The 26541-nt window shown below is 28.5% G+C and carries 24 protein-coding genes and 1 pseudogene; 4 read left to right on the forward strand and 21 right to left on the reverse strand.

The features are described from left to right. Positions 1-85: 85 nt before the first annotated feature. Entirely contained in the window at positions 86-1891 is a 1806-nt protein-coding gene (typA, locus tag AVBRAN_RS08520) for a translational GTPase TypA (protein ID WP_214116827.1), read from the reverse strand. Between the two features lie 120 nt (positions 1892-2011). Between typA and AVBRAN_RS08525 the strand changes: the two genes are divergently transcribed. Next, positions 2012-3649: a flagellar hook-length control protein FliK gene (locus AVBRAN_RS08525; RefSeq protein WP_239803044.1), complete on the forward strand. Its 1638-nt coding sequence runs from the start codon at positions 2012-2014 to the stop codon at positions 3647-3649. 141 nt (positions 3650-3790) lie between these two features. Here the strand turns inward: AVBRAN_RS08525 and AVBRAN_RS08530 are convergent, their stop codons facing one another. The 16 genes and pseudogenes from AVBRAN_RS08530 to AVBRAN_RS08605 all read right to left on the reverse strand — a co-directional run bounded on the left by AVBRAN_RS08530 (position 3791) and on the right by AVBRAN_RS08605 (position 18130). Then, on the reverse strand, positions 3791-4114 hold the full coding sequence (locus AVBRAN_RS08530; protein WP_214116831.1) for a hypothetical protein: 324 nt from the start codon (positions 4112-4114) through the stop codon (positions 3791-3793). Next, positions 4111-5415 (reverse strand): UDP-N-acetylmuramate--L-alanine ligase, encoded by a 1305-nt coding sequence (gene murC / locus AVBRAN_RS08535; RefSeq protein ID WP_214116833.1) that lies wholly within the window; start codon positions 5413-5415, stop codon positions 4111-4113. Before murC ends, AVBRAN_RS08530 begins: the two co-directional genes overlap by 4 nt. 9 nt (positions 5416-5424) lie before the next feature. Next, positions 5425-6264 (reverse strand): EamA family transporter, encoded by an 840-nt coding sequence (locus AVBRAN_RS08540; protein WP_239803045.1) that lies wholly within the window; start codon positions 6262-6264, stop codon positions 5425-5427. Next, positions 6261-6914: a ThiF family adenylyltransferase gene (locus AVBRAN_RS08545; RefSeq protein WP_214119787.1), complete on the reverse strand. Its 654-nt coding sequence runs from the start codon at positions 6912-6914 to the stop codon at positions 6261-6263. Before AVBRAN_RS08545 ends, AVBRAN_RS08540 begins: the two co-directional genes overlap by 4 nt. Next, positions 6889-7680, reverse strand: coding sequence for a carbon-nitrogen hydrolase family protein (locus AVBRAN_RS08550; protein ID WP_214119803.1), 792 nt, complete (start codon positions 7678-7680; stop codon positions 6889-6891). The genes AVBRAN_RS08545 and AVBRAN_RS08550 overlap by 26 nt, the downstream gene beginning before the upstream one ends. Further along, positions 7674-7901, reverse strand: a complete 228-nt coding sequence (locus AVBRAN_RS08555) for an exodeoxyribonuclease VII small subunit (protein ID WP_214116840.1) — start codon at positions 7899-7901, stop codon at positions 7674-7676. Before AVBRAN_RS08555 ends, AVBRAN_RS08550 begins: the two co-directional genes overlap by 7 nt. Next, positions 7898-9349 (reverse strand): IMP dehydrogenase, encoded by a 1452-nt coding sequence (gene guaB / locus AVBRAN_RS08560; RefSeq protein ID WP_239803047.1) that lies wholly within the window; start codon positions 9347-9349, stop codon positions 7898-7900. Before guaB ends, AVBRAN_RS08555 begins: the two co-directional genes overlap by 4 nt. A gap of 43 nt (positions 9350-9392) precedes the next feature. Then, entirely contained in the window at positions 9393-11057 is a 1665-nt protein-coding gene (locus AVBRAN_RS08565; protein ID WP_239803048.1) for an ATP-binding protein, read from the reverse strand. After that, positions 11044-12561 (reverse strand): long-chain-fatty-acid--CoA ligase, encoded by a 1518-nt coding sequence (locus AVBRAN_RS08570; protein WP_239803049.1) that lies wholly within the window; start codon positions 12559-12561, stop codon positions 11044-11046. Before AVBRAN_RS08570 ends, AVBRAN_RS08565 begins: the two co-directional genes overlap by 14 nt. 13 nt (positions 12562-12574) lie before the next feature. Beyond that, positions 12575-14245, reverse strand: coding sequence for an outer membrane protein transport protein (locus AVBRAN_RS08575; RefSeq protein ID WP_239803050.1), 1671 nt, complete (start codon positions 14243-14245; stop codon positions 12575-12577). Positions 14246-14411: 166 nt separating this feature from the next. After that, positions 14412-15047 (reverse strand): protein-L-isoaspartate(D-aspartate) O-methyltransferase, encoded by a 636-nt coding sequence (locus AVBRAN_RS08580; RefSeq protein WP_214116849.1) that lies wholly within the window; start codon positions 15045-15047, stop codon positions 14412-14414. Continuing rightward, positions 15037-16059 carry a ribonucleotide-diphosphate reductase subunit beta gene (locus AVBRAN_RS08585; RefSeq protein WP_214117055.1) on the reverse strand — a complete coding sequence of 341 codons (1023 nt, stop codon included), beginning with the start codon at positions 16057-16059 and terminating at the stop codon, positions 15037-15039. The genes AVBRAN_RS08580 and AVBRAN_RS08585 overlap by 11 nt, the downstream gene beginning before the upstream one ends. After that, entirely contained in the window at positions 16059-16475 is a 417-nt protein-coding gene (locus AVBRAN_RS08590; RefSeq protein WP_214116851.1) for an RDD family protein, read from the reverse strand. The genes AVBRAN_RS08585 and AVBRAN_RS08590 overlap by 1 nt, the downstream gene beginning before the upstream one ends. Positions 16476-16477: 2 nt before the next feature. Continuing rightward, the gene (frr, locus tag AVBRAN_RS08595) at positions 16478-17035 is read right to left on the reverse strand and encodes a ribosome recycling factor (protein WP_214116854.1); all 558 of its coding nucleotides are present in this window, start codon (positions 17033-17035) and stop codon (positions 16478-16480) included. A 74-nt stretch (positions 17036-17109) separates the two neighbouring features. Then, a pseudogene (secG, locus tag AVBRAN_RS08600) lies at positions 17110-17364 on the reverse strand (preprotein translocase subunit SecG); the annotation flags it as partial. 88 nt (positions 17365-17452) lie between these two features. Then, on the reverse strand, positions 17453-18130 hold the full coding sequence (locus AVBRAN_RS08605; protein ID WP_239803051.1) for a Bax inhibitor-1/YccA family protein: 678 nt from the start codon (positions 18128-18130) through the stop codon (positions 17453-17455). Between the two features lie 103 nt (positions 18131-18233). On the opposite strand from AVBRAN_RS08605, the gene AVBRAN_RS08610 reads away from it, so the two are divergent. The 3 genes from AVBRAN_RS08610 to nhaA all read left to right on the forward strand — a co-directional run bounded on the left by AVBRAN_RS08610 (position 18234) and on the right by nhaA (position 21923). Beyond that, positions 18234-18872, forward strand: a complete 639-nt coding sequence (locus AVBRAN_RS08610) for a carbonic anhydrase (RefSeq protein WP_214116860.1) — start codon at positions 18234-18236, stop codon at positions 18870-18872. Beyond that, positions 18869-20581, forward strand: coding sequence for a mechanosensitive ion channel family protein (locus tag AVBRAN_RS08615; RefSeq protein WP_239803052.1), 1713 nt, complete (start codon positions 18869-18871; stop codon positions 20579-20581). The genes AVBRAN_RS08610 and AVBRAN_RS08615 overlap by 4 nt, the downstream gene beginning before the upstream one ends. 214 nt (positions 20582-20795) lie before the next feature. Next, positions 20796-21923: a Na+/H+ antiporter NhaA gene (gene nhaA / locus AVBRAN_RS08620; RefSeq protein ID WP_239803053.1), complete on the forward strand. Its 1128-nt coding sequence runs from the start codon at positions 20796-20798 to the stop codon at positions 21921-21923. A gap of 25 nt (positions 21924-21948) precedes the next feature. Here nhaA and AVBRAN_RS08625 read toward each other — a convergent pair whose 3' ends face one another. The 4 genes from AVBRAN_RS08625 to AVBRAN_RS08640 form a co-directional block, all read right to left on the reverse strand. Beyond that, complete coding sequence (locus tag AVBRAN_RS08625) at positions 21949-23151, reverse strand: sugar MFS transporter (protein WP_214149894.1); 1203 nt, start codon at positions 23149-23151, stop codon at positions 21949-21951. Between the two features lie 93 nt (positions 23152-23244). Continuing rightward, positions 23245-23859: an ABC transporter ATP-binding protein gene (locus tag AVBRAN_RS08630; RefSeq protein ID WP_214149893.1), complete on the reverse strand. Its 615-nt coding sequence runs from the start codon at positions 23857-23859 to the stop codon at positions 23245-23247. Then, on the reverse strand, positions 23856-25445 hold the full coding sequence (locus AVBRAN_RS08635) for an iron ABC transporter permease (RefSeq protein ID WP_239803054.1): 1590 nt from the start codon (positions 25443-25445) through the stop codon (positions 23856-23858). The genes AVBRAN_RS08630 and AVBRAN_RS08635 overlap by 4 nt, the downstream gene beginning before the upstream one ends. Next, a complete protein-coding gene (locus AVBRAN_RS08640; RefSeq protein WP_214149892.1) occupies positions 25442-26443 on the reverse strand; it encodes a Fe(3+) ABC transporter substrate-binding protein in 1002 nt (333 codons plus the stop codon). The genes AVBRAN_RS08635 and AVBRAN_RS08640 overlap by 4 nt, the downstream gene beginning before the upstream one ends. Positions 26444-26541 lie beyond the last annotated feature (98 nt).

Here is a 26541-nt window from a genome sequence, read left to right on the forward strand (position 1 = left end):
ACAGAAGTCTTAAAAGCTTTATTTTCAAACATTTTAATTTTCTATTCTAAATTCTTTAAAAGATTTAGAATAGAAAGAATAAAAATTAAGATTTAGATTTTTCCATACGGCGTCTTAGAGTTGGGTCTAAATAACGCTTTCTAATACGAATATTAATTGGAGTTACTTCTACTAATTCATCTTCTTCAATCCACTCCATAGCACGCTCTAAAGTAGGTTTTCTAGGTGGAACTAATTTAATAGCATCATCACTACCACTAGCACGAACATTGGTTAGGTTTTTACCTTTTATAGGATTTACATCAAGGTCATTCGGACGGCTATGCTCGCCTATAATCATACCAACATAAGTTTTTGCTTGAGGGTCTATAAATAAAACACCTCTATCTTGAAGATTCCATAATGAATAAGCTAATGCAACACCATTTTCCATACTCACTAATGCTCCATTTTGGCGTTTTTCAACACTACCAACAAAAGGTCTAAATTCCATAAAACTATGATTCATTATACCTTCACCTTTTGTATCTGTTAAAAACTGACTTCTAAATCCAATTAGCCCACGAGCAGGAATTTCAAACTCAAGTCTAGTTTGTCCATCTCCTGTTGGAACCATACTTTTCATCTCAGCTCTTCTTCTTCCAAGCTTTTCAATAACCGTTCCACTAAACTCATCAGGAACATCAATAACTAGATTTTCAAAAGGCTCTGTTTTAACTCCATTTTCAATCTTTACGATAACTTCAGGGCGTCCAAGACAAAACTCAAAACCTTCTCTTCTCATATTTTCAGCTAAAATCGTAATTTGTAATTCACCACGGCCACTTACTTTAAACTTACCTTCGCCAATATTTTCATATTTCATAGCGATATTTGTCTTCATTTCGCTTTCTAATCTTTCAGCGATTTTATTACTTGTAACATGCTTTCCTTCAGTTCCTGCTAAAGGTCCATCATTTACGCTAAATACAACGCTTAAAGTAGGTTCTTCTATATGCAGTGGGTCAAGTGGCATAGGATTGCTAGGATCAACTACGCTATCTCCAACATCTAAAGCATCAAAACCTGCAATTGCTACGATATCTCCTGTGCTAGCACTATCAATATCCATTTTTTCTAAACCTAAAAATCCAATTAGTTTTGAAATTCTTCCTGTGTGTTTTGTCCCATCAGCCTTAGCTAACATTACATTTTGATTTTTTGAAATTGTTCCATTGAAAATTCTAGCAATTCCAATTTTACCAACGAAGTTATCATAACCTAATGTAAATACTTGTAATTGTAAAGGATTTTCATTACTACCACTTGGTGCTGGAACATGCTCAATTATCTTGTCAAATAAAGGTTGCATATCCTTACTATCATCATCTAATTCATTTTTTGCAATACCTTCTTTTCCAATTGCATAAATTACAGGGAAATCTAATTGCTCATCAGTTGCATCAAGTGCAGCAAAAAGGTCAAATACTTCATTAATTACTCTATCAGGTTCAGCTGCAGCTTTGTCTATTTTATTTACCACAACTATTGGTCTAAGACCTAATGCTAATGCTTTTTTAACAACGAATTTAGTTTGTGGCATAACACCTTCTTGAGCATCAACGATTAATAAAACCCCATCAATCATCTTTAAAACACGCTCAACTTCTCCACCAAAATCTGCGTGGCCTGGAGTATCAATTATGTTAATTTTTGTGCCTTTATAATTAATTGCTGTGTTTTTTGAAAGAATTGTAATTCCACGCTCTTTTTCAATATCATTACTATCCATAACGCGTTCATCAACTTGGTCTCTTTCGCTAAATGTTCCTGATTGTTTTAATAACTGATCAACCATTGTAGTCTTACCATGATCAACGTGTGCGATTACTGCTATATTTCTAATACTCAATGTTTTCTCCTTGATTTTAAAGTAAAAGTTTAATTAATTTAGGTTAATTTTTAAATATGAAATCACAAAAACTTGGAACGAATTTTGCTAAATCTCATTAAGTTTTAAACAAGGATTATTATGAAAGATTTATTAATTTTACAAGATGTAAAAAATCTAAATTCTAAAAAAGGTAAAGGCTCTAAAAAGTCTGGCGGAGAAGGTTTTGCTGATTTATTATTTAATCAAACCGATGTAAAAGATACTAAAAATTTATTGGTAATGCAAAATGTATTTAAAGCAAAAAATGAAATAAAAAATAAAGATATAAAACAATTTAGTAATATAAATCTAGCTTCAACTTTATTAAATGAAAAAACAAGCAAACAAGAGCCAAATTTATTAGCAAGTCTTTTACAAAATCCAAAAACTCTACAAGATAAAGTATCAAAAATAGTGCAAAATGCAAAAGAAATGAATGAATTTTTACCTAAAAGATTGCAAATAAGTGATGCTGAAATTATGCAAGATATTAAGACTTCTATGGAAGATGTTGAATATGGAAAAGAACTTTTAGATGATTTGAATTTCGTTCAGATTTTAGATTTTTTAGACATATTAAAGCAAGATAAAAAAAATGTAAAATTAAATGATTTTTTTAACTTAAAAAATATTGTTAATAATAAAGCTAGTTTAGAAAGTTTTGCAAATACAAATAGCGTTCATTCATTAGTAGAACTTGCAAAAGAGCATAAATTAGGGCTTAGCAATATAACTTATGAAAAAATTAAAAATAATGAATATAACGAGCAAATTTTTGCTAAACCATATCCTAAATTATATGAGCAAAATTTCTTCTCACACGCATTAAACAAAAATACAAAAATTGAAGAGAATTTAAAAAATACTGAAATTAAAAAACCAAATTTAGAAAGTTTATTATCAGTAAAAAGTGAAAAAATTGTATCTAATAATACAAACGAACCTATTATAAACGCTGAAAAAACTCTAAAAACTGGGGCTTTAAATGAGTTATTAAGCAAAATTGCAAATGATGATAAAAAACAAACTAAAGATATAAAAGAAGAAGCATTTAAAATCGTTTCAAAAGATATAGAAACACAAAGTCCAAAAATTACTCCGAACACAATTAAAAATGATATAAAAGATATACAAATTCAAGCAAATAAAACTCAAATTCAAACCCAAGAAACAAAAGAAAATGAAAATAAAATTCTACCTGAATTAAATATAGTAGAAGAAAATTTACAAGATAATTTAGATGAAAACTCAAGCCAAACTCAAGATAATAAAGAAAAGCTAAATCTACCACAAAATCTTAAAGTTGATTTTTTAAATCCTAATAAAGAACTTAGTAAAGAACAAACTAAATTAGTAATTGATAATTTTACAAGAGATTTTAAGGAAGAAATAGAAAAATTCAAAGCTCCAAGCCATAAAGTTAGCATTAATTTAAATCCTAAAGAATTAGGAGAAGTTAATGTTACTATGATTGCAAGGGGTAATAACTTACATATAAATCTTAATTCAAACAATGCAAATACTCTAAATCTTTTCATAGCAAATCAGCAAGAATTTAAAAATAGCCTTGTAAATATGGGCTTTACGGGTCTTGCTATGAATTTTGGAGATAAAAAAGAAGGTTCAAATCATCAAGAGCAGCAAAAAGCTCGTAAAAAATATGAAGAAATTGAAGAATTAGAAAGCACAAGTGATATGCCAAGTGGAATTAATGCTGTGCTTTATAGATATTTTTAAAGGGGTAAAAAATGTTGGTTTCAATTTTATTAATAAGTTCAATGATAATTTTAGCAGTAAGCTTTGCTGCTAAAATATATTTTAAAGATAGTTAAAATAATTAAAGCCTTTATTATTTAGGCTTTAATTAAATTCTTAAAATTATTTGCAAATAAACATATCTATTTTTTGATTGTTAGTATTATCTATAAATACTGAAGTTCCGTTGTTAAATCCGTGAGTTTTGATATTGATTTTGATACCTTGACAATCTAAATCCTTGCCTGAATTATAAATATTTAAAATCTCTTGCTTTAAAGCTCCACTTGAATTATCTAGGCTAGTATATATAAAACCAACTATAAAAGTAACAACTATTAATGAAATAACAGCCACATAAAGCTTAGAATTAAAATGATTTTTATAATAAATACAAACACCAATTAATGCAAAAAACAATATTAAAAATATTGCAAATCTAATCATTTTAAGCCCCTTAATTTATAGGTCAAATCACCTGCGTTAAATCCAACCACTACGCCTTTATCTAAAGTAATTTCTCCTAAATTACTAAATAATTTTAAAGAATTATCAACTCTTTTTATATCGTCTATGAAACAAGCATTAGGAAAATGCTTAGCTAAATCAATTTTAATTTCATCTTCATTAGCACTATAAACAGGCAAAATAAATAGCTTTGAAAAACCTTCAAAACAAGTTTTAAAACCTTCTAAATTATCAAGCAATCTTGTGTATTTATGTGGTTGCCAAATCGCTATAGTATCATCTAAATTTAGTGCTTTTGCATAAGAAAATATGCCTTTTTTAGTCTCTCTTACTTCGGTTGGATGATGAGCGTAATCATCAATTATTACAAAATCCTTACTAGCATATAAAACATCAAAACGCTTTTTAATACCACAAAAATCTTTTAAATTTTGCTTAATCTCACTTAAGCTTAGTCCAACACACCTAGCAGCAAGTATTGCTAAAGCAGTATCAATAGCTATACATTCGCTATGACCTTGCACGCTAAAACGACCAAAATCTCTTAAATCAAAAGATATAAAAGGCAAATAATCCTTAACTTCAAATTCTAAGTTTTTAATATCTTCGCTAGGCACTAGTCTTTCACAATCTAAATCAATTGTAGCTAAAAACTCATCTTCAGCATTAATTACTCTAATTTTGCTTTGTTTTAAAAAGTCTGTATAAGCTTTATAAAAAGCGTTTAAATCGTGATTATAATGCTCTAAATGTTCAGGTTCAGCATTAGTTACTATACTTAAAGCAGGATTTAAATTCAAAAACGAACTATCACTCTCATCAGCTTCAAAAACTAATTTTTCACTAGTTTTATACACCATATTTTTACCAGCTCTTTTATCCACTGCACCGATTATAAAAGAGCTTTGCAAAATATTTGCTAGGATACTACTTGTAGTGCTTTTGCCGTGTGCACCTGCAACTGCAAAAAGCATTTTGTTTTCTAAAATAAGTGGCAAGGCTTCTTTTCTTGATAGAACTTTTATGCCTAGTTCTTTTGCTTTTTTTATTTCAGGATTGTTTTCACGAATTACTGCTGAATGCACTACTAAATCAATATCGTTGCTTAAATTTGATGCACTATGACCTATAAAAACCGCAATTCCTTCTGCTCTTAATTCTTTTACTAATTCACTCTCATAAACATCGCTTCCTAAAACACTAATTCCACGCTCATTTAAAAATCTAGCCAACGCACTAAGACCAATGCCACCAATACCAATAAAAAATATTTTTTTCATAAAAATCCTTTAAGAAAATGCTAGAGCAATCAAAATTAACCCTGCTCCTAATAATTGTAAAATTGTAAATACTTCTCCATAAAAACTTCCTAAAATTCCAGCCGAAATTGGCTCAAGTAGTAAAATCAATGCGACTTTACTTGGATGAAGGTGCTTTTGAGCGTAATTTTGAGCAAAAAAACAAAATATTGTAAATATCAATGCTGATACTAAAATAAGTATAAAAATCTTAGAATTTAAAATAGGAGTTAAACTTAAATCAGCAAAAATTAAAGCCGATAATAAATACATTATCGTGCTACCTACAAATTGAAAAAATATAAAGGTATTTAAATCATTTGATTTTAAAAATTTATCATTTAAAGCCACTAAAAGTGCAAAAAACACAGCACAAATTATCGCTAAATATTCGCCTTTTCCAAAATTATCAAAATTCGCATCACTAAATAAAAACATACCAAAACAAGCAAGTAAAGCTAGGAAAAATATCTTAAAACTAAGCTTTGCTTTGCTTATAAAAAAGCATAAAAATGGAGCAATAATTCCTTCTAAACCAGTTAGAAAAGCTACATTAGAGCTTTGAGTAAAGCTTAGTGCTTGGGTTTGAAAAATAAAGGCAAACGCCATACAAAAACCAGTGATTAATCCATATAAATAAGTATTTTTATAATGTTTTAAAATATCATTTTTAACCAAGAAAAAAAACACAATAGAAGCTAATAAAAATCTATAAAATAATAATTCATAGCTATTTATGTAGTTTAATACCCACTTAGTAGGTAAAAACGATGCTCCCCAGATAACTACAGCAAATATTAATAAAAAAAATGATTTTTCTTGATGGTTCATAAATTAAACTTATTAAGATTTAAAATATCTTTTGAAAAATCAAAATAATATAAATAATCAAGTTTTACTTCATAACCTGCTAGATATTTTAATGCCAAAATACTTGCAAAAGTAGCACTAAACATAACAAATGGAGTTGCTTGAGGTTTTATCCTTTTTATTTCATTTTTGAATGCTATTTTTTTATTTTTTACAATACTAGCACTTATGAAAAACTCTTCAACACTAGCAAAAATCCAAGGAATATTATTAGCTTTAGCGTAATTATCAATTTCAGCTCTAACTGATAAATTATCAGTCGCATCCATAATCAAATCAGCACTAGGTTTAGTAGCAAAAAATTCTGCCGCACTCATTTTATAAGTTTTTATATCACAAAATGAACGCTCTTTTAATTTATTAAAACAATCAACCTTAGCTTTACCTTCATCGTTAAAATTAAACATAATTTGCCTTTGAATATTGCTAAAGCTAACTATATCAAAATCAACTACACTAATACTCTTTATACCACTACTAGCAAGTGCGTATGCTATACTTGAGCCAAGACCGCCTGCACCTATTATTATGATTTCTTTGTTTTCTAAATTCTTTTGCCTATCTTTTAATAATAAAGTTTGTCTTTCATAAAAGTCGCTTGTTGATTTCATTTCTTACTTCCTTAAATTGCCAAAATTTAGCAGCTTCACTAGGTTTGCTAATTTCAGAAATTAATACTTCTTCAGCGTCGCTTAATTCTTGAACTATATCTCCATAAGCATTGCATAAAAAACTATTACCATAAAAATTCCACTCTAATTCATCTACTTCGCTAACACCGATACGATTTACTCTTAAAATATTAGTATTATTTAAAAATGCTCTCATTTTAATAAGTTCGCACCATCTAGAATTTGAATTATAAGTATTTGCCGTAGGAATTATCAATAAATCTAATTCATTTGCCTTTTTAAAAAACTCATCAAAATGTATTTCATAGCCAAATAAAACGCCTATTTTAAAATTATCACATTTAAAAGTATGCAATTTAATAGCTTTTGTTGAATTTATAAAAAAATCCTTTTCATTCCAATGTGAATACGGCATAAAAACTTGCTGATTTATATATTTGATTTTACCTTTATTTGCTACTAAGCAAGTTTTATTAAAACCTTTATTAGTGCTAAGAATTATAGGAGCAACTATACATAAATTATATTTAGCACTATATTCTTTTAAGGCTTCTAATTTTACTTTGCTTTGCTCTTTTACTAAATCAACTGGCATTTGCTTTAATTCAGTAAAAAAATTATTTAAAACATACTCGCCTAACGCTACTAATCTAACATCTTTTTGCTCGCAAATTCTTAAATAATAATCAAGCCTTGCATTACTTAAAGCTTGAGTGCTTAGTTGAAGTGCTGCTATTTTCAAAATGGCAATCTTTCTGTATCAATACTTAAAGAATTATTTTGTTTAGTTTGTTCAAATTCTTCAATATCTTTACTAGCCTTATCTAATAATTCTCTAGCTTCATTTATTAGTTTCATACCATCTTTATACGCATCTACTAAATCAAATAAAGGCGTTTGCTCATCTTCAATTATTTTTAATTTTTCATCTAAAATTTCACAGATTTGTTCGTAAGTTTTTTTCATTGATTTACCTTATAATTTGGTGCTTCTGCAGTGATTGTTACATCATGAACATGGCTTTCTTTAAGCCCTGCACTAGTAATTTCTACAAACTCGGCTTTTTCTTGAAAATCCTTTATATTTATAGCTCCGTTATAACCCATTGAGCTTCTAAGACCACCAAGTAATTGAAACACTACATTTTTAATACTTCCAGTATGTGGAACTCTTCCTTCAATTCCTTCTGGCACGAGCTTTTCTTTTGCTGTTCCTTCTTGAAAATATCTATCAGAACTACCCTTTGCCATAGCCCCTAAGCTACCCATACCGCGATACGATTTATATTGTCTTCCTTGATATGTGATAAATTCTCCTGGACTTTCATCAGTCCCTGCTAAAAGCGAGCCTATCATTACACTACTTGCACCTGCTGCAAGAGCCTTTGCAATATCTCCTGAATACTTTATCCCACCATCAGCAATTATAGGCACATTAAACTCTTTAGCAGCATCAGCACAATCACTAATAGCAGTAATTTGCGGCACTCCAACTCCACTTACTATACGAGTAGTGCAAATACTACCTGGTCCAATACCAACCTTTATAGCATCTGCTCCTGCTAATGCTAAATCCCTAACCGCCTTAGGATTAGCGATATTGCCTACTATTACATCTATATTTAATTCTTTTTTGATTTCTTTTAAAGTATCAATTATGCCTTTACTATGTCCGTGAGCACTATCCATAACCAAGACATCAACACCTGCATTTACTAAAGCTCTAGCCCTATCAAGTTGCCCTACTCCAATAGCAGCACCTACTACTAATCTTCCTAATTTATCCTTATTTGCATTTGGATATTCTTTACGCTTTTTTAAATCCTTTATAGTAATAAGACCACAAAGAGTATTACTCTCATCTACTAAAGGCAATTTTTCTATTTTATTTTTACTAAAAATTACTTCAGCTTCATCTAAGGTGCAGCCTTTTTTAGCAGTAATTAAAGGCATTTTTGTCATTACTTCATCAACTATTTTTGAAAAATCAGTCTCAAATCTCAAATCACGATTAGTTAAAATTCCTAATAATTTTTTATCATTATCTACAACAGGAACACCTGAAATACTATATTCATTCATAATAGCTAAAGCATCACTTACCTTTGCTTTAGTATTAACATAAACAGGGTCATATATAATACCACTTTCACTTTTTTTAACCCTGATTATTTCTCTTACTTGGCTTTCAATATCCATATTTTTATGAATTATTCCAATTCCACCAAGCCTTGCCATCATTATTGCAGCCCTATGCTCTGTAACCGTATCCATAGCAGCCGAAATTAAAGGCATATTTAAATTAATATTTTTAGTAAGCTTTGTGCTAATATCAACTTCTTTTGGTAAAACTTCTGAATATTGCGGAACCAATAATACATCTTCAAATGTTAGAGCTTTTTTAATAATATTCACTGGATTTTCCTTTCGTAGTTTATTTTATTATAAGGGCTATTGATTAATTAAAGCCCATTTTAATTTCTTTAGAAAAATCGCTATTTAGTTCTTTTTGAATACTTTCTTTAAAATCATCTAATCTAAAAATTCCATCGCCTTGAGCAACTTTTATAGCAGTATTTTTAACAACCATTTTAATCTGTGCTCCACTTAATTCATAACTTTTTAAATCTTCTACTTTAAATCCTGATTCAAATTCCGCATTTTTTGGTAAGTGTAATTTCCAAATCTTCTCACGCTCTATTTCTGTTGGATTTGAGAATTTGATTTTATACTCAAATCTCCTTGAAAATGCTGGGTCTAAACTATCTAAAAAGTTAGTTGTAGCTATTACAATGCCATCAAATTTTTCTAGTTGTTCTAAGAAAATATTTTGCATTTGATTATGCATTAATTCACTTCCGTGACTTGCTACACTTCTAGTGCTTAAAAATTGATCAGCCTCGTTTAATAATAAAATAGGCGGAGTTTTAACGCTTTTGCTAATTATTTTATAATTATCAAAAATAGCACGAACATTTTTCTCACTCTCTCCTACATATTTATCTAATACTTTAGAACAATCTAGTGTGATAATTTCTCTTTTTAAAGTTTTTGCTAAATAACTAGCACTCATAGTCTTACCAGTGCCTGGAGGTCCATAAAAAATTATATTAGCTCTTAAAACATCATCTTTTACTATGCCCCAATCTTTCAATCTTTTTGCCACACTTTTGGTTGAGCGTTTTTTAAGACTTGTTGCTAAATCGCTAATATCTTTACTAACTATTAAATCTATTTCATTTATTTCTAAATATTCAAAGAAATTTAATTCTTCTACAATAGCTTTAATATTTTCGCCTTTATTTGGGAAAAAGTATTTTAAAGCATTATCACTTATAATAAATCTATTATCATTACCAACATATTCAATTAATTCATTGCTAAGCAACTTAGAATCATCACTTAACAATTCATAATTTCTAATCTTTTCTAATTGATAAGGATTAATTATGCTTAATAATTCTTCATAATGAAGTGGTTTTTTAGAGCCTGTTAATTCTTCTTTTAATAAAGCCATTAATATAAGAGTTTCTTCGGCACTCAAATCATAATCTTTCATAATTTCATTAAAAGGATTATGAAATTTTGGACTATTTTTAAGCCTTGTATTAATCAAATCAAGTCTTAAATCCGATGTTAAAAACTCTAATTTGATCCTAGCATCAATCATATCAAAGCAATCATTTAAATAAACGCTTAAATCAGTATAAGGCTTATGTTTATATTCTTCTAATTCATTATCACTAATTAATCTTGCCCCATCAAATTCATTAGCAAGGTTAAAAAATACATGAGCATATCTTGTAAGTGCTATTGATTGAAATAAAATAAGCCCTGCATTATCTTTATAATTAAACTGCTTTCCGCTTGCTTCTTGAATAAATTTTTTCTCATATAGCTCAACGAAATTTGGTAAATACGAAACCATTTGAGCAGTAGTATTAGCATTAAAAGCATCTTCTACAATACTATGAAACTTTATCCCAAAACGAGATTTTATAGTTTTGTTTAGCATTGTTCTTAATATAATGCACGCTTCTTTAGATAGACCTTGATTTAATAACTTTAAATATAAAAAACTCTCTTCGTAATTATTACTTAAAAACTCTTTAATTTTTTCCAATTTCTAACTCTTTTTTTAATTCTTTTTTCAATACTTTTCCAGCAGCATTTTTTGGTAATTCGCATTTAAACACAATTGTTTTAGGAACTTTATAATTTGCTAAATACTTTTTAAGATACTTTTGAATTTCTTGAGCACTTAGTTTAGCACCTTCTTTTAAACAAACATAAGCAACAACGCTTTCATCTAAATCACTATCCTTAACACCTATAACAGCACAAGAATCAATTTCATCTAATTGCATAATAATATCTTCAATTTCTCTTGGATATATATTAATCCCCTTTGCAATTATTATGTCTTTTTTCCTATCTACTATATAAATAAATCCATCTTCATCAAGTCTTGCAATATCACCTGTTTTAAGCCACTCGCCTTCTATTACTTCATTGGTTAATTCAGGTTTATTGTAATAGCCTTGCATTACACAATCACCCTTTACAATTAACTCTCCTACTTCTCCGATAGGTAATTCTTTTAAATCATCATCTACTACTTTTACTTGATACCCGTGTAATGGCAAACCTACTGAATTAACCTTTTGCTTATCTAGGCGATTTACCGCAACTACTGGAGAACATTCGCTTAATCCATAGCCTTCTAAAACTGCGGTTCTTTTAAATTTTTCCTTATAGGCTTTAAGAGTTCCTTCACTTAAGGCACTAGAGCCTGATACTATAATTCTAATTTTATGAAACCACATAAAATACCAAGGTAACTTTGCCTTTAATAAAGCATTTAGTATCACAGGAACTGAAAATAATATCGTAACTCTTTTTAATAGAATTTGTTTTATAACATTTGAAAAAGGTAAAACAGAACGCTCAATTACAAGCGAGCAACCCGAAAGTAAAGGTAATAAACAAACTGCTGTTAAAGTAAAACTATGAAACATAGGCAAATACGCTATGGCTCTATCTGATGATTTTATTTTAAAATCGTGTTGAGCTGATTTGATATTTGATAAAATATTTTTATAGCTTAATAAAACTCCTTTAGGAAGACCTGTTGTTCCTGAAGTGTATATTATATGAACGCTATCATCAATACTAGCTTCACACTTAAAATTATAAACAGGTGCATAATCTAAATAACTCGCTAAATATCCATCTTTTAAATTATCATCAAAAGAATGGTATATTAAAATATCTTTAAATTCATTAGCTAATTCAGCAGCTTCTTTAATATCTTTTGAAACTATTAATAATTTTGCATCGCAGTCTTTAATAATATACTCATATTCTTCACATTTTAGCATAGTATTAATAGGAACTGCGACTGCTTTTAAAGATGCTATTGCAAAATATAAAATCATAAATTCTTTACAATTACTCATAATAAAAGCTACATTATCACCACTTTTAACGCCTTGATTTTGCAAAAAAGCTATCATTTTATCTACATGAGTTTTTAACTCTTTAAAGCTTATTTTTCCATTTGCATCAAAAATAGCAACTCTACTTAAATTAGAATAATGTTCTAAGTATTCATAATAATTTTGCATTTACATCCTTTAATTAAAACTCATAATTGATACCAACATTTACAATCTGATTTGATTGATTTGAAAACTTACCTTTAGTCTGTATCAAAATATTATCAGTAACATTATTTACTTTAACATCAGCATAGTGTTGATATGCTCCCGCTCCTGTTACTTTTAAGTTTTTGTTTAATCTATATTCAAGTCCTAAAGAATACATATACATTCTACTATCTTTTGCTAAAAAGCTTATTTTCTCGCGTCTTACCGGACTATCTTCTGTATAAAAACCTAGCATAAATGATAATTCTTTATCATAGTTATATCTATAACCAAAGCTAAGTAATGTTGTATCTCTCCAACCTTGTTCTAAACTATTTTGTAAAAATGATGATAAAAAATACTCTTCAATAGCTTGCTTATCTTTAGGGTCTAAAGTAGCACTTATACTCATAGCAACTTTTTGAAAACCTTCAATAGTATTACAATTATTACCAGATGCTGCACACTTTTGCATAAATTGCATTGTTGCGAGCTTTAATGATTGTGGAATTTCTGGTGAATTTATTTTTAAATCCAATGTTTTTGCTTTACTCCAAAATGTTCTTCCCATATTAAACATAAACTCGTGTTTACCATATTCATAGGCAATACCAAAATTAGCATTAGCAGGATATAAGAAATTAGCACTCACATAACCATTATAACCAACTTTACTATCTTGAGTAGGTAAAGTTCCAACTATAGAACCAGTGTTAGGGTCTATTTTATATACTTCACTCATAAGACCAGCCAATCCAATACTCATAGCTGCTAACTCTTGAATAGACATTTGCATAGAATTAAATTGTTCTTGATTTTTTGGAGATAAATTATTTGCAAAATCAAACATTCCAAACTTTGACATTTTAAAATCAATATTACCTTCAAACTTATTTTTATAAGAAGAATTATAAAGTAATGAAAATCTTAATTTATCATCAAAATATTTAGGAACATAAGTTAAAGATAATTTGTATCCAAATTTATAACCATTATCTACCCTAGCATCTCCTTCATATACCCAAGAATAAGGATGTGCATTACCTTTTTCATCAACCCAAACTCTATTTACACTACTAATATCTGCTGGAATATATCTAGGATTTTTTGCATTATCTTTTAAAATATTAAATTTGATTCTAGTATGATTTAATGTTAAACTTGCACCCAAACTTAATTCATCAATAGGCTTATAAGCATAGGAAATAGCTGCAGTTCCACCACGAATATCCATATTATTAGCAAGTGCTTTTGCATAATCACTATTCCATCCATAAACAGCAGCAAAATCAGTATAACCTGCAAATCCAACAAAATGTTGCTCGTTAATAGGATAAACAAATGCAAGTGTTGGTATAAAGAACGAAAACTCTTTTCCGTGTGCATCAGTGGCGTTATAATATGGTTCGCCATCTAAACCATTTACCAATTCATTTGTAAATCTTGAGCCAGCAGCATTGTAAAAATTTGAACTAAAATGCAATTGTGGATTTTGTCCTAAAAATCCCATATTTGCTGGATTTATAAAAGCCGCATCGGCACTAAAACTCTTTGCTAAATTTGAGCTAGATAAAGCTACTCCATCAGCACTCAATGGAACTAGCTTATAATTTGATGCTAGTAAGCTACCACTAACAACAAATGATAAGAAAACCTTATTCATTGACTCAATTTGTCCTTAATTTTTAAATAAAGTTTCGATTATATATTTTTAAAATTAATTTTTCTTTACAAAGGATAATTTTTACCTTATTAAGCTAATTATACAAATAAATGTAGATTAAAAATATTTTGAGTAAAAATAAAGATTAAAAAGTGATGTTAAATTACTATTCAACACCACTTAACATAGGAACAAAAGTGCAAGAATCAAGAATGATTTCTTCTATTCTATCTTTATGCTTAATATATTTAGTAATATATTGTTTATTTTCATTTCCAACAGGAGCTACTAAAATTCCACCAACTTCAAGTTGAGTAAATAATACATCAGGAACTTTATTTGTATATGCAGATAGTAAAATTCTCTCATAAGGTGCATAATTTTTAAGCCCATTATTTCCATCGGCGTGGCGAACATATACATTTGCCTTGATTGTATCAAGATTTTTTATTGCTTTATTTGATAATTCCTTTATTCTCTCAAGAGAAAAAACTCTTCTAATAAGATTACTCAAAAGTGCGGCTTGATACCCACTACCACAACCAATCTCAAGCACACTATCAGCACCAACAGGCTCTAGTGCTGCTGTCATCTTTGCAACAGTAATTGGTGAGCTAATCCATTGATTTGAGCTAAGCGGCATTGCGTGAAGCTCATAAGCAAAATTACTCATAGGCATAAAAATTTCTCTTGGTGTATTAGCAAATGCTTGTTTAATCTCATTGCTAATATTAACTTCATTTGCAATATTTTCAGCAAGTCTAGCACATTTTTGCTGTTCGTAAATATCCTTAAAAATCATCAAAACTCAAGCTTCCTTTACTATAATTTGTAACTTTACTTTCAAAAAAGTTACTCTTTTGGTCGTTAAATTTAGAAAAATCATCAACCCATTTAATAGGATGTTTTGCATTATATTTTTTATCAAGTCCGATTGAGCTAAGTCTTAAATCTACTAAATAATGAATATATTCAGTAATTATATCGTCAGTAAAGCCCATAATTTGATTTTGAGTAATGTATTTACCCCATTCAATTTCAAGTTCTGCAGCTCTTTCAAACATTTCATAAATTTTAGCAATTGTTTTTTCGTTAAATAAATCAGGTCTTTCTTTTCTAACTGAATTAATCATATTTTGAAACAACAATAAGTGAGTGATTTCATCTCTTTGGATAAATCTTACCATTTGAGCAGAACCTAGCATTTTACCTGCACGAGCTAGTGCGTAAATTGCAGTAAAGCCACTATAAAAATAAATTCCTTCTAGAATTTGATTCGCAACCATTGCATATAGTAACTTTTCATCAGTTACATCTCCTGCAAGTTCTTCATATAAACTTGAAATAAAATCATTTTTCTTTCTTAAAGTAGCGTCGTGCTTTTCCATTTCATATATTAAATCAGTGTCATCACAAATAGCTTCAACCATTACTGCATAACTTTTTGAATGATTTGCTTCTTCGTAAGCTTGTCTTGCTAATACTGCATTAATCTCTGGAGCTGTTATATAAGGGTTGATATTGTCAGCAAGGTTATTGGTTTGAAAACTATCCATAGAAATTAGTTGGCTCCATACTAAATCATACATTCTTTTTTCACTTGAAGTTAAATTACATTTATAATCAAGTGCATCTTTTGTAGTATCAACTTCTCTAGGAAACCAAGTATTAGCTTCCATTAAATCCCATAATTTTAAAGCCCACTCATATTTTGCTTTTGTAAAATTTAATATACCTTGTGGATTTCCACCAAATACTCTTCTTGATGTTAAATCTTCATTACTTTGTGGATTATAAATTCTTTTTCTATCCATCATTTGTTCTCCTTAAGGACTATTGTGTTTGAAAATAAATCGTGTATATATTGCCTATCTTTTCTAAAAAATGGAAATAAAATACCAAATAATAAAGAAAATGTAAGCACAAACAATACCAATCTAATAAAAACTTGAAATAAACTTGCTTTTTTACCATTTTTATTTCTTAAATGCAAACCTAAATATTTATACCCTAAACTCTGACCTTTAAAAAATAAAAGCAAAAATAAAACTAAAAGATAAGTAATGGTTGCAAATAATATAAAAGATTGATTTTGTCTATACTCACTAGCACTACCTACTAAGATATAGGTAGTGAAGTATTGTATTGGCATCATTATCATAAACATATCAACAATGCCAGCTTTTAATTTATCATAAAGGCTAGCTAAACTTACCTTAGCCTTTGCCATTTTTAAACTTTAAGTAATTGTGTTTCTTTTTCTTTAACTAATTCATCAGTCTTAGCTATTGCCGCATCTGTTAATTTTTGAACTTCATCGTAAGCTTTTTTAGCTTCATCTTCGCTTACTGCTTTATCTTTTTCTAATTTTTTTACAGCATCATTAGCGTCTTTTCTGATATTTCTAATAGCTACTTTGCATTTTTCTCCCATTGCTTTTGCAGCTTTAGCATTTTCTTCTCTTTGCTCTTTAGTCATTGGTGGGAAAAATAATTTAACTCCATCAGCATCAGCATTAGGATTTACGCCGATATTTGCTGCTTTTATAGCAGTATCTATAGCCTTAATCATAGATTTTTCCCAAGGACTAATAGTAATTGTCGTTGCATCAGTTGCCAACACGGTTGCAACTTGATTTAATGGAGTTGGGGTTCCATAATAATCTACAAAAACATTATCTAATATAGAAATATTTACTTTACCTGTTCTTAAAGTCATAAAATCTTTTTTTAAAGAATTGTGAGCTTTTTCGTTTTGTTCTTTTTGTTTTGAATAAATATCATTTAACATTAGTATTCCTTTTATTTAATTGATTCTGGTAATGCTTTAGGCTGATTAGTGTCATTAAGTTGTTTGCTAGCATTTTCTAGTTTATTTACTAGACTTTCACCAGTTTTAGTGTTATAACTATAGCTTAAATAAATAGTATTAGCTACTAGCAAAACTCCTATAATAAAAGTAAATTTTGCTAAAAAACCAGCAGGACCTTTAGCTCCAAATAAGCTCTCATTAGAACCACTATAAGCACCTAAGCCTATACTTGAGCTCTTTTGCATAAGAACGCAAGCACAAATAATAACTACTAAAATAAATTGAATTGCGATAAAAATTGTGTTCATATTACTTCTTTCGTTTAAAAATAAAGTTTGTATTATATGTTATAAAATTTAAAATAAGTTAAAGCCTTCAAAATTGAAGGCTTAAAAATTAGTCTCTAATGCTTCTTAAGATATTTAATAAAGATATAAATAAATTAATAAAGTCAAGGTATAAAGCAATTGCACCTTGAATTGGTGTTTGATAAGCTCCACGAATTATCATTTGAGTATCATAAATGATAAAGAAGCTAAATACTATTGCTCCAACACAAGAAACTATTAAATGTAAAAGGTGGCTTTGGAAAAATAGGTTTAATAAAGACGCACCTATCATAATTAATAAAACTATAAAAAATCCTTTAGCAAAAACGCTAAAATCCCTTTTAGTTGTAAATGCAAAAACACTAAGACCTGCAAAAGCTAAAGTTGTTAAGAATAAAGCTTGAGCAATAATTGTAGCACCTGCTTGACTTTGTAAAGTAATATAAATAATTCCAGTAAGGCTTAATCCACTAATAAATGCAAATGCAAATAACATAGCAATAGCACCATTAGTTACCTCACTTTTTCTATTTAATATCATAATTAAGGCAATTTCTACTATAAGCGTTCCTATACTAGCCCAAATATTGCCAACTAAAAAACTAGCTAAATAAGTAGCACCTAAATAAGCTCCTAAAGTAGCTGCAACTAGTGAAAGTGCAAAATACATATATGTATCTCTTACAAAAATAGCAGCATCTGAGCGAATTGCTGAACTAGTGCGAGTTCTTTCGTATAAACTCATAATTGTCTCCTTGTTATTATTAAATGCACTTGATTATAACTAAGTTAGTTAATATCTCATTGAAATTTTTTTATATAATTTCGCTTTTTAACAAGGATAAAAAATGGATAAATTAATAAAAGGCGCATTGCAATTTATGCAAGAAGGGTTTTTAGAACATAAAGACTTATTTAAAGACTTAAAAGAAGAGCAAAATCCACATACATTATTTATAGGTTGTGCTGATTCAAGAGTAATTCCTAATCTAATAACTTCAACAGTTCCAGGAGAATTATTTGTTGTAAGAAATATAGCAAATATTATCCCACCATATCGTGTAAAAGATGAATATTTAGCAACAACTTCAGCTATTGAATATGCTTTATATGCGTTAAATGTTGAAAATGTAATAATATGTGGGCATAGCAACTGCGGTGGATGTAAAGATATTCCTAGTAAAAAAGCAGAACTTTTACCTAACGTAAAAAAATGGGTTTCTTTAATTGATGATATTAAACAACAAGTTGATTTTACATTAGAACTAAACCACTACGAAGGTCAATACGCATTAAGGTCTTGGATGATAGAAAAAGCAAATATTTTAAATAGCTATGAGAATTTATTAGGCTATCCTGAAGTTCAAAAAAGAATTGATGAGAATAAATTAAAAATTAGAGCTTGGTATTTTTTAATAGAAACAGGAGAAATCTATGAATACTGCCCTAATGACGGACACTTTAAGCCATTAAAGGATATTAAATGAGAATTTTATTTATACTATTATTTGGGGTTTTTTTATATTCTAATGAGCTATTAAATAATATTGATAATTTTTCTACTAAAAACATAAAAATAGAAGAATTAAATAAATTTTTAGCTGATGAAAAAGATGAAAACAGCCAAAATAAACTCAAAATAAATTCTGAAATCAAAGAATTAAAAAATGAAAAAAATCAAATACTAGCAGTATTTCCAACCCTAATTACACCAGAGAATTTAGACAAAAACATATTAAAAGATATTAAAAAAACTAATAATGATAAAATTTTACAAGCAGTAGAACAAAATTTTTATGAATGTTTATTAGAAATTATTTCTTATCTAAATTCTAAAGAAGAGCATAAAACAGATTTAAAAAATCTAATAGATGAACGCATAAAAACGATTAGTAATTATACAAGTGATAACCAAGAAGTAAAAATTAAAATCAATTCTTATACAGAACTTTTAACATATCTTAGACTAAATACAGATATATTTACCACTAATGATATTTTTAAGCAACTAGATACTAATAAATTTTTAAGTAAATTTAATTCATATTTTCCAGAAGAAGTAAATAAATATATAAACCCTGGCAAAGTGATAATATGCACTCTTATAATGCTATTTATATTTTTATTAAAAAAATTAGTTCTTAAAATAATTTTTGCAATAATTTTAAGAGTATTTAAGAAAAACCATGATGATCATTCATTGCAATTATTACAAAAATCAACAAAACCATTAATTGCTTTATTTTATATATATGGTTTATGGTTATGTTTTCTAATAGCATTCTATCCTGCTCCAATTATGACACTTATACTAACGCTATTTGGCATTATTAATACTATGGCATTTACTTGGTTATTAATAACTATCTTAGATGGATACGGAGTAATAATTATTTCAAAAATTGCTAAAAGAAGCGGTAAAAAAGAAATAATAAATCTTATGCTAAAAATACTATATTTTATAATAGTATTCATCTCTATATTAATCATACTTGCTAAATTAGGTTTTGATATTTCAGCAATTATTGCTTCATTAGGTATTGGTGGTTTAGCAGTTGCACTTGCTGCAAAAGATATTATCGCTAACTTTTTTGCTTCTGTTTTAATGTTATTTGATAATTCATTTTCTCAAAGTGATTGGGTAGAAATTAACGGAATAGAAGGAACAATAGTTGAAACAGGTCTTAGAAAAACAACCATAAGAACTTTTGATAACTGCTTAGTATTTATCCCAAATTCTACGATATTAAATGGAAACATAAAAAATTATTCAAAAAGAAAATATGGTAGAAGAGTAAGAATGAGCGTTGGCTTGACATACGACGCAAGCACAGAGCAAATACAAAATTTTATAAACGATATAAAAGAATTGCTGACAAGCAATAATATAATTGCTAACGAAAACGATGATGTATTTCAACACAAAAACAAAAATTATTACAAACAAAATTTAATTTCTGTCAATGATTTAGAAGGCTTTAAATCATCAATTTATGTTTGGCTAGATGATTTTGCTGCAAGTAGTATCAATGTAGAGCTATACTTTTATATAAAAAGCGTTAGTGCTAAACAATATTATGATGAAAAAAGCAAAATATTAATGGAAATTATGAAAATAGTTGAGAAAAATGGTCTAAGTTTTGCTTTCCCTTCAACTAGCCTTTATATTGAAAAACTTCCAGATACAACAAAATAATTCAAATATCCTATTTTAAATTCAAGAATTTAAAATAGGAATTTTAATTTTATTTTTAAATTATTAAATAATAAAAATTATTATCTTTTATAAACTTTTATTTATTTTTTTTAATTATTATCAGAGTAAATATCGCTTTTAAAACCTTTATAATTCTTTAAATCAAGCATTTTTTACTAAGAATGTTTTATTTAATTTATTTAAAAGGAGAGAAATGTTATCAAAAATCAAAAACAACGAACTTTTACCTGCATTTTTATTATTATTTATGACATTTTTAGCAATATTTTTAAAAAATTCTTCATTTAGTGAATTTTACAATGCTTGTTTAGAAGCTAGAGCATCTGTTAGCTTTTTAGATTATTCTTTAAGCAAACCATTATTTTTATGGGTAAATGATGGATTGGTTGCTATATTTTTCTTTTGGATTGGACTTGAAGTAAAAAAAGAAATTCTATGTGGAGAACTAAATACAAATAGCAAAAGATTATTACCGCTTGCTGGTGCTTTAGGTGGAATTATTGTTCCTGCTTTAATATATTCTATATTTAATTTTTTTGATACTTATAGATTAAGTGGATTTGCAATTCCAACAGGAACTGATACAGCGTTTGCTATTGCTATTTTATTAATGCTAAAAAACTATGTTCCAAATAGTGTAAGAGTATTTTTATTAAGCCTTGCAATATTTGATGATATTGCTGCAATTATTATAATTGCGATATTTTATACAAATGACCTTTTATATATTTCTCTTGTTTTAGGCTCTATTGGTGTTGGGTTATTATTTATATTAAATATTTTCCATTGCACTTACAAAATGTTTTATTTAATAGTAGGTGCTTTTATTTGGGTTTGTGTTTTAGAAAGTGGGGTTCATACTACTTTAGCTGGAATGCTTTGTGCATTTTTTATCCCTTTACATACTAAAGACAATAAAGAATTTTTAGAGCAAATTATGCACGATTTAACCCCTTATGTAAATTATGCAATATTGCCTATATTTGCTTTATTTAATGCTGGGGTATTGCTTGAGTTTAATTTAGATAATTTAAATAGTGTATTTTTTGGAATATTTTTTGGTTTATTTATTGGAAAGCAATTAGGAGTATTTAGTTTTTGCTTACTTGCTAATAAACTAGGTGCAACCTTACCATCTAGCAAAAAGATTTTATACGGAGCTAGTATATTAACAGGAATTGGCTTTACAATGAGCTTTTTTATAAATACATTAGTTTTTGAAGGAAATGAAGCAATTTTTAATAGTGCAAAATTAGCAGTTTTAAGTGCTAGTTGTTGTTCTGCTGTGCTTGGATTTTTATGGTTAAGATTTAAGATTTGAATTCAGAAAAATCTGAATTCAAATCTTATTTGCATTTATAGCCTTTAACTGCAAAGAATAAAATATATAAATAGCAAATCGCAGGAATAATGAAAGATATATGTAAATTAACAATATCAGCAAGTATTCCTTGAATAGGAGGGATAATAGCTCCACCAACGATTGCTATACAAATAATTCCTGAAGCTTGAGAAGTGCAACGACCAAGTCCATTTGTAGCAAGTGAAAAAATAGTTGGAAACATAATAGAGTTAAAAAATCCAACACCTAAAACTGCGTAAGCGCCCAATTCTCCACCAATTAAAATAGCACACAATAAAAGCGTCATAGCAATAACTGCATTGAATGCTAAACAATAAGCAGGTTTAATATAATTCATTATATAACTTCCAATAAAGCGACCTACCATAGCTCCACCCCAATAATAAGCTATCATACTAGCACCTTCTACTTGAGTGATATTTAAAATAGGCATTAAATAAAGAATTAAAAATGAGCCGATAGCAACTTCAGCACCAACATAGCAAAAAATCCCAATAGCACCTAAAACTAAGTGTTTATATTGCCAAGCACTTGTTCTTGTATCGTGTGCGTTTTCGCTGATTTCTTCTGCTGTAATTCTTACATCAGGTAATTTTATGAAAAACTTCACAAAAATTCCTAAAACAATTAGTGCAACTGCAATTCCTAAATAAGGTAATTGAACTGAGCTTATTTTTTCTTCTAAGCTTAAATTTGTAGTTGAACTTAAAATAAATAAGCTACCAAAAAATGGTCCAACGGTTGTTCCAAGTGAATTAAATGCTTGAACTAAAGCTAAATTTCTTGCTTCTTTACCACTAGGTGATAATAAAGTAACGAACGGATTTCCTGTAACTTGAAGTAACACTACCCCACTAGCTAAAACAAATAAAGCACCTAAAAATATAGCATAACTATGAGTTCCTGCTGCAGGATAGAATAAAATAGCACCTAATGCGGCTAATAAAAATCCACCTACAACACCATTTTGATAGCCAATTTTTTGAATTAGCTTACCAAAAAATGCAGAAGTTATAAAATACGCTCCAAAAAAGCAAAATTGAACTAAAGATGATTGAAAATAAGTTAATTCAAAAAGTTCTTTAAGATGTGGGATTAAAATATCGTTTAAAACGGTTAAAAAGCCCATCATAAAAAATAACGCTGTTAAAATAACAAGCGAAAATGAGTTGTTTTGCGTTCTCATAATAATCCTTTGATTAATTTTAAAAAGCTCATTTTAAAATAATTTTTAACATTTTTAATAACTTTTTGTAAAAAAATTCAAAAAGTGTGTAGTTTATACACATTTTAATGTTAAAACCGAAGATTTAAAAGCATTCACATCAGCTAAATCGTGAGTTACCATAATGCAAGTTAAGTTTAAATTGTTCAAAAAATCCAAAACAAATGTCCTAACACTAGAGCGTAAATTAGCATCTAATGCACAAAAAGGCTCATCTAAAAGCAATAATTTAGGCTTTTGAGCAATACACCTTGCAAGTGCGACGCGTTGTTGCTGACCACCGCTTAAAGTCTTAGGATAAGAATTAAAAAGATTTTTTATATCTAAAGAATTTAAAATATCTAAGGCAATTTGTTTTTTATCTTTATCTTTTATACCAAACATAACATTTTCTAATACATTTAAATGTGGAAATAAAGCATAATCTTGAAATAAAAATCCTATATTTCTTTTATAAGCTGGAATTTTGCTAATATTTTCATTATCTAAAAAGATTTCTCCTTGTTTTAGCTCGTTAAATCCTGCAATTAGCTTTAAAATTGTGCTTTTACCACTGCCGCTTTCTCCTAGGATGGCTAATTTTTCTCCTTGTTTTAAACTAAAGCTAAGATTTGTAAAAAGTGGCTTTTCGTATCCAAAACTCACATTTTTAAACTCAAAATAATTCATTTTCTTTCCTTAATCAAATTAAATATAACTAATAATATAAAGCAAGTTAATACAACCACAAGTGCAGGAGCACTAACCATAGCAAGCTGCTCATCACTTGCATATCTATCCATCTCAAACGAAAGGGTTTTAAATTCACTCGTAGCAAGCAAACTTGCTAAAGGCAATTCTTTAATCACTTCAATAAAAATCAATATAAATGAACTAAGCAAACTAGGGATTATCAAAACAAACTCAACCTTAAAAAAGCCTTTAAAAGGATTTATCCCCAAGCTATGCCTTGCATTAGTTAGTGAGCTAGGCAGTCTATTAAGCCCTGAATTAATTGAATTAAAACCTAATGATAAAAATCTAACAACATAAGCAAATATCAAAATCACAGGACTTAAAGTTAAAAATAAACTCTTATTAATCCCCAAATAAGCATAAAAAGAAGCCAAACTTCTATCTATGAAAATAAACATTACAAGCATACAAACAGCCACAACAGAACCAGGAATACTATAGCCCATATTTGCTAAAGAGCTTATTATTAATTTTGATTTATTGTTTTTAAAGCGTTGATTTGCTGCTAAAAATAAAGCAATTATCAAAATAATCACACTAGAAACTACACTTAAAAAAAAGCTATTTTTGCTAAGAGCAAATAAATTAGCATAATCAACATCAAAATAACTTCTCTTAAACCATATTAAAATGTGAATAACAGGCAAAATAAAGCTAATAAATAAAATTATAAAAAACAAGCTAAGCACAATTATTTCGGCTTTTTTGCTAAGTTGTGTCCTTGTTAGTGCATATTGTTTTGAGCCTAATTCATAAGGTCTTTGAGTGATTTTTTCAATAAATAAGATAAAAAATACTATTAATAATAAAATCACAGCTAATTTAATAGCAGCATTTAAATCCCCATATCCAATCCAAGCTTTGTAAATACCTGTACTAAATACATGCAGACCATAATAATTCGGCGCTCCATAAGCATTAAGCGTCTCCATAGCACACAAACTTGCACCAGCTACAATAACAGGTCTTGATAAAGGCAAAATGACTTTAAAAAATATCTCAAATTCATTTTTACCTAGACTTCTTGCACTATAAATTAAACTAGAAGCAAATCTAGCTAAAAATCCCCTTGTAAGTATGTAAGTATAAGGAAAAAACGATATTGAAAATACAAAAATAACTCCATAAATATTCATCATATCAAAATGGATTTTAATATTAAATGTATCTCTTAAAAATATATTAAACCAAGAAAAATAAGAGAAAAAATCAGCATAAACATAGGCAAACAAATAGCTAGGAATTGCAAAAGGTAAAACCAAGCAAAACTTAAAAAATTTCCTAAATCTAAACTCATAAAAACTCTCAAAATAAGCTAAAAATACCCCAATAATCGTAGAAAAAATCAGGGTAAATAACACAATAATTCCTGTATTTTTTAGATATTCTACTAAGTAGCTATCAAATAACACAGCCGTATTTTCTTTAATCGGCTGTGTTATAAAAAATATAATATAAAAAATAGGAATTAATATTATAAATAATATCAAATAAGCTAAAAAATCGCTTAATCTTCTCACTTCCATAAAGCCTTATCAGCTACTACTTGAGCGGTTTCAAGATTTTTTGCTATTTCGTTAAAATCAATTTCACTTGCTTTAAACTCACCCCATGATTTAACCACATCAGCAGGACTTGCTTCGCTATTTACTGGAAATTCGTAATTTGTTTGAGCTAAAATCTCTTGAGCTTCTTTACTTACTAAAAACTCCATTAAAGCGGTTGCTTCTTTTACATTTTTAGCATATTTTGTAATACCTGCTCCACTTATATTTATATGCGTTCCACCATCGTTTTGATTTGGGAAGAATATTTTAAGATTTTTGAATACTTCTTGTTCAATCGGGTCTTTTGATACTGACATTCTACCTAGATAATAGCTATTCATAATAGCAATTGCCCCTGTGCCACTTACAATTGCTTTTGCTTGGTCTCTATCATTGCCTTTTGGCTCTCTTGCAAAATTAGCAACTAATTTTTTAGCCCAATCTTGAGTTTGGTTAAGCCCATCTTTTGCTATCATAAATGCTATTAAATGGCGATTATACGAAGCTGTTGAAGAGCGAGTTAAAACCTTGCCCTTAAACTTCTCATCAGCTAATGCTTCATAAGTGCTAAGGTCTTTTTCGTTAATTTGTTTTGGGTCATACACAAATACTCTAGCTCTATAGGTTACTCCTGCCCAAGTTTTGTCTTTATCACTAAATTTTGCAGGAACTTTTTCATCAACTATTTTTGATGAATAAGGTTGTAATAAGCCTTTTGATTTTGCTTTGTATAAATCCCCAGCTCCAACTGTCATAAACAAATCAGCTTGAGTATCTTTGCCTTCTTGCTCTAGTTTAGTAATAAGTGGGTCAATTTTATCCTGAACTAAATTAACCTTGATACCTGTTTTTGCTGTAAATGCGTCAAATACTATTTTGTCCGAATCATAATGCCTTGAAGTATAGACATTCACCACACCATTTGCCAAAAGCACACTGCTTGCTAGAATTGTTAAAGCTAACTTTTTCAATTTTTCTCCTTAAATAATATTTTAAAGTATTGAAATATTAGCAAGAAATTTATAACAATTATTATTTTTATTTTTAAATAAATTAAAAATTACTATCA

Origin of the sequence: Campylobacter sp. RM12651, assembly GCF_022369475.1 — a bacterium.
GTDB lineage: Bacteria > Campylobacterota > Campylobacteria > Campylobacterales > Campylobacteraceae > Campylobacter_E.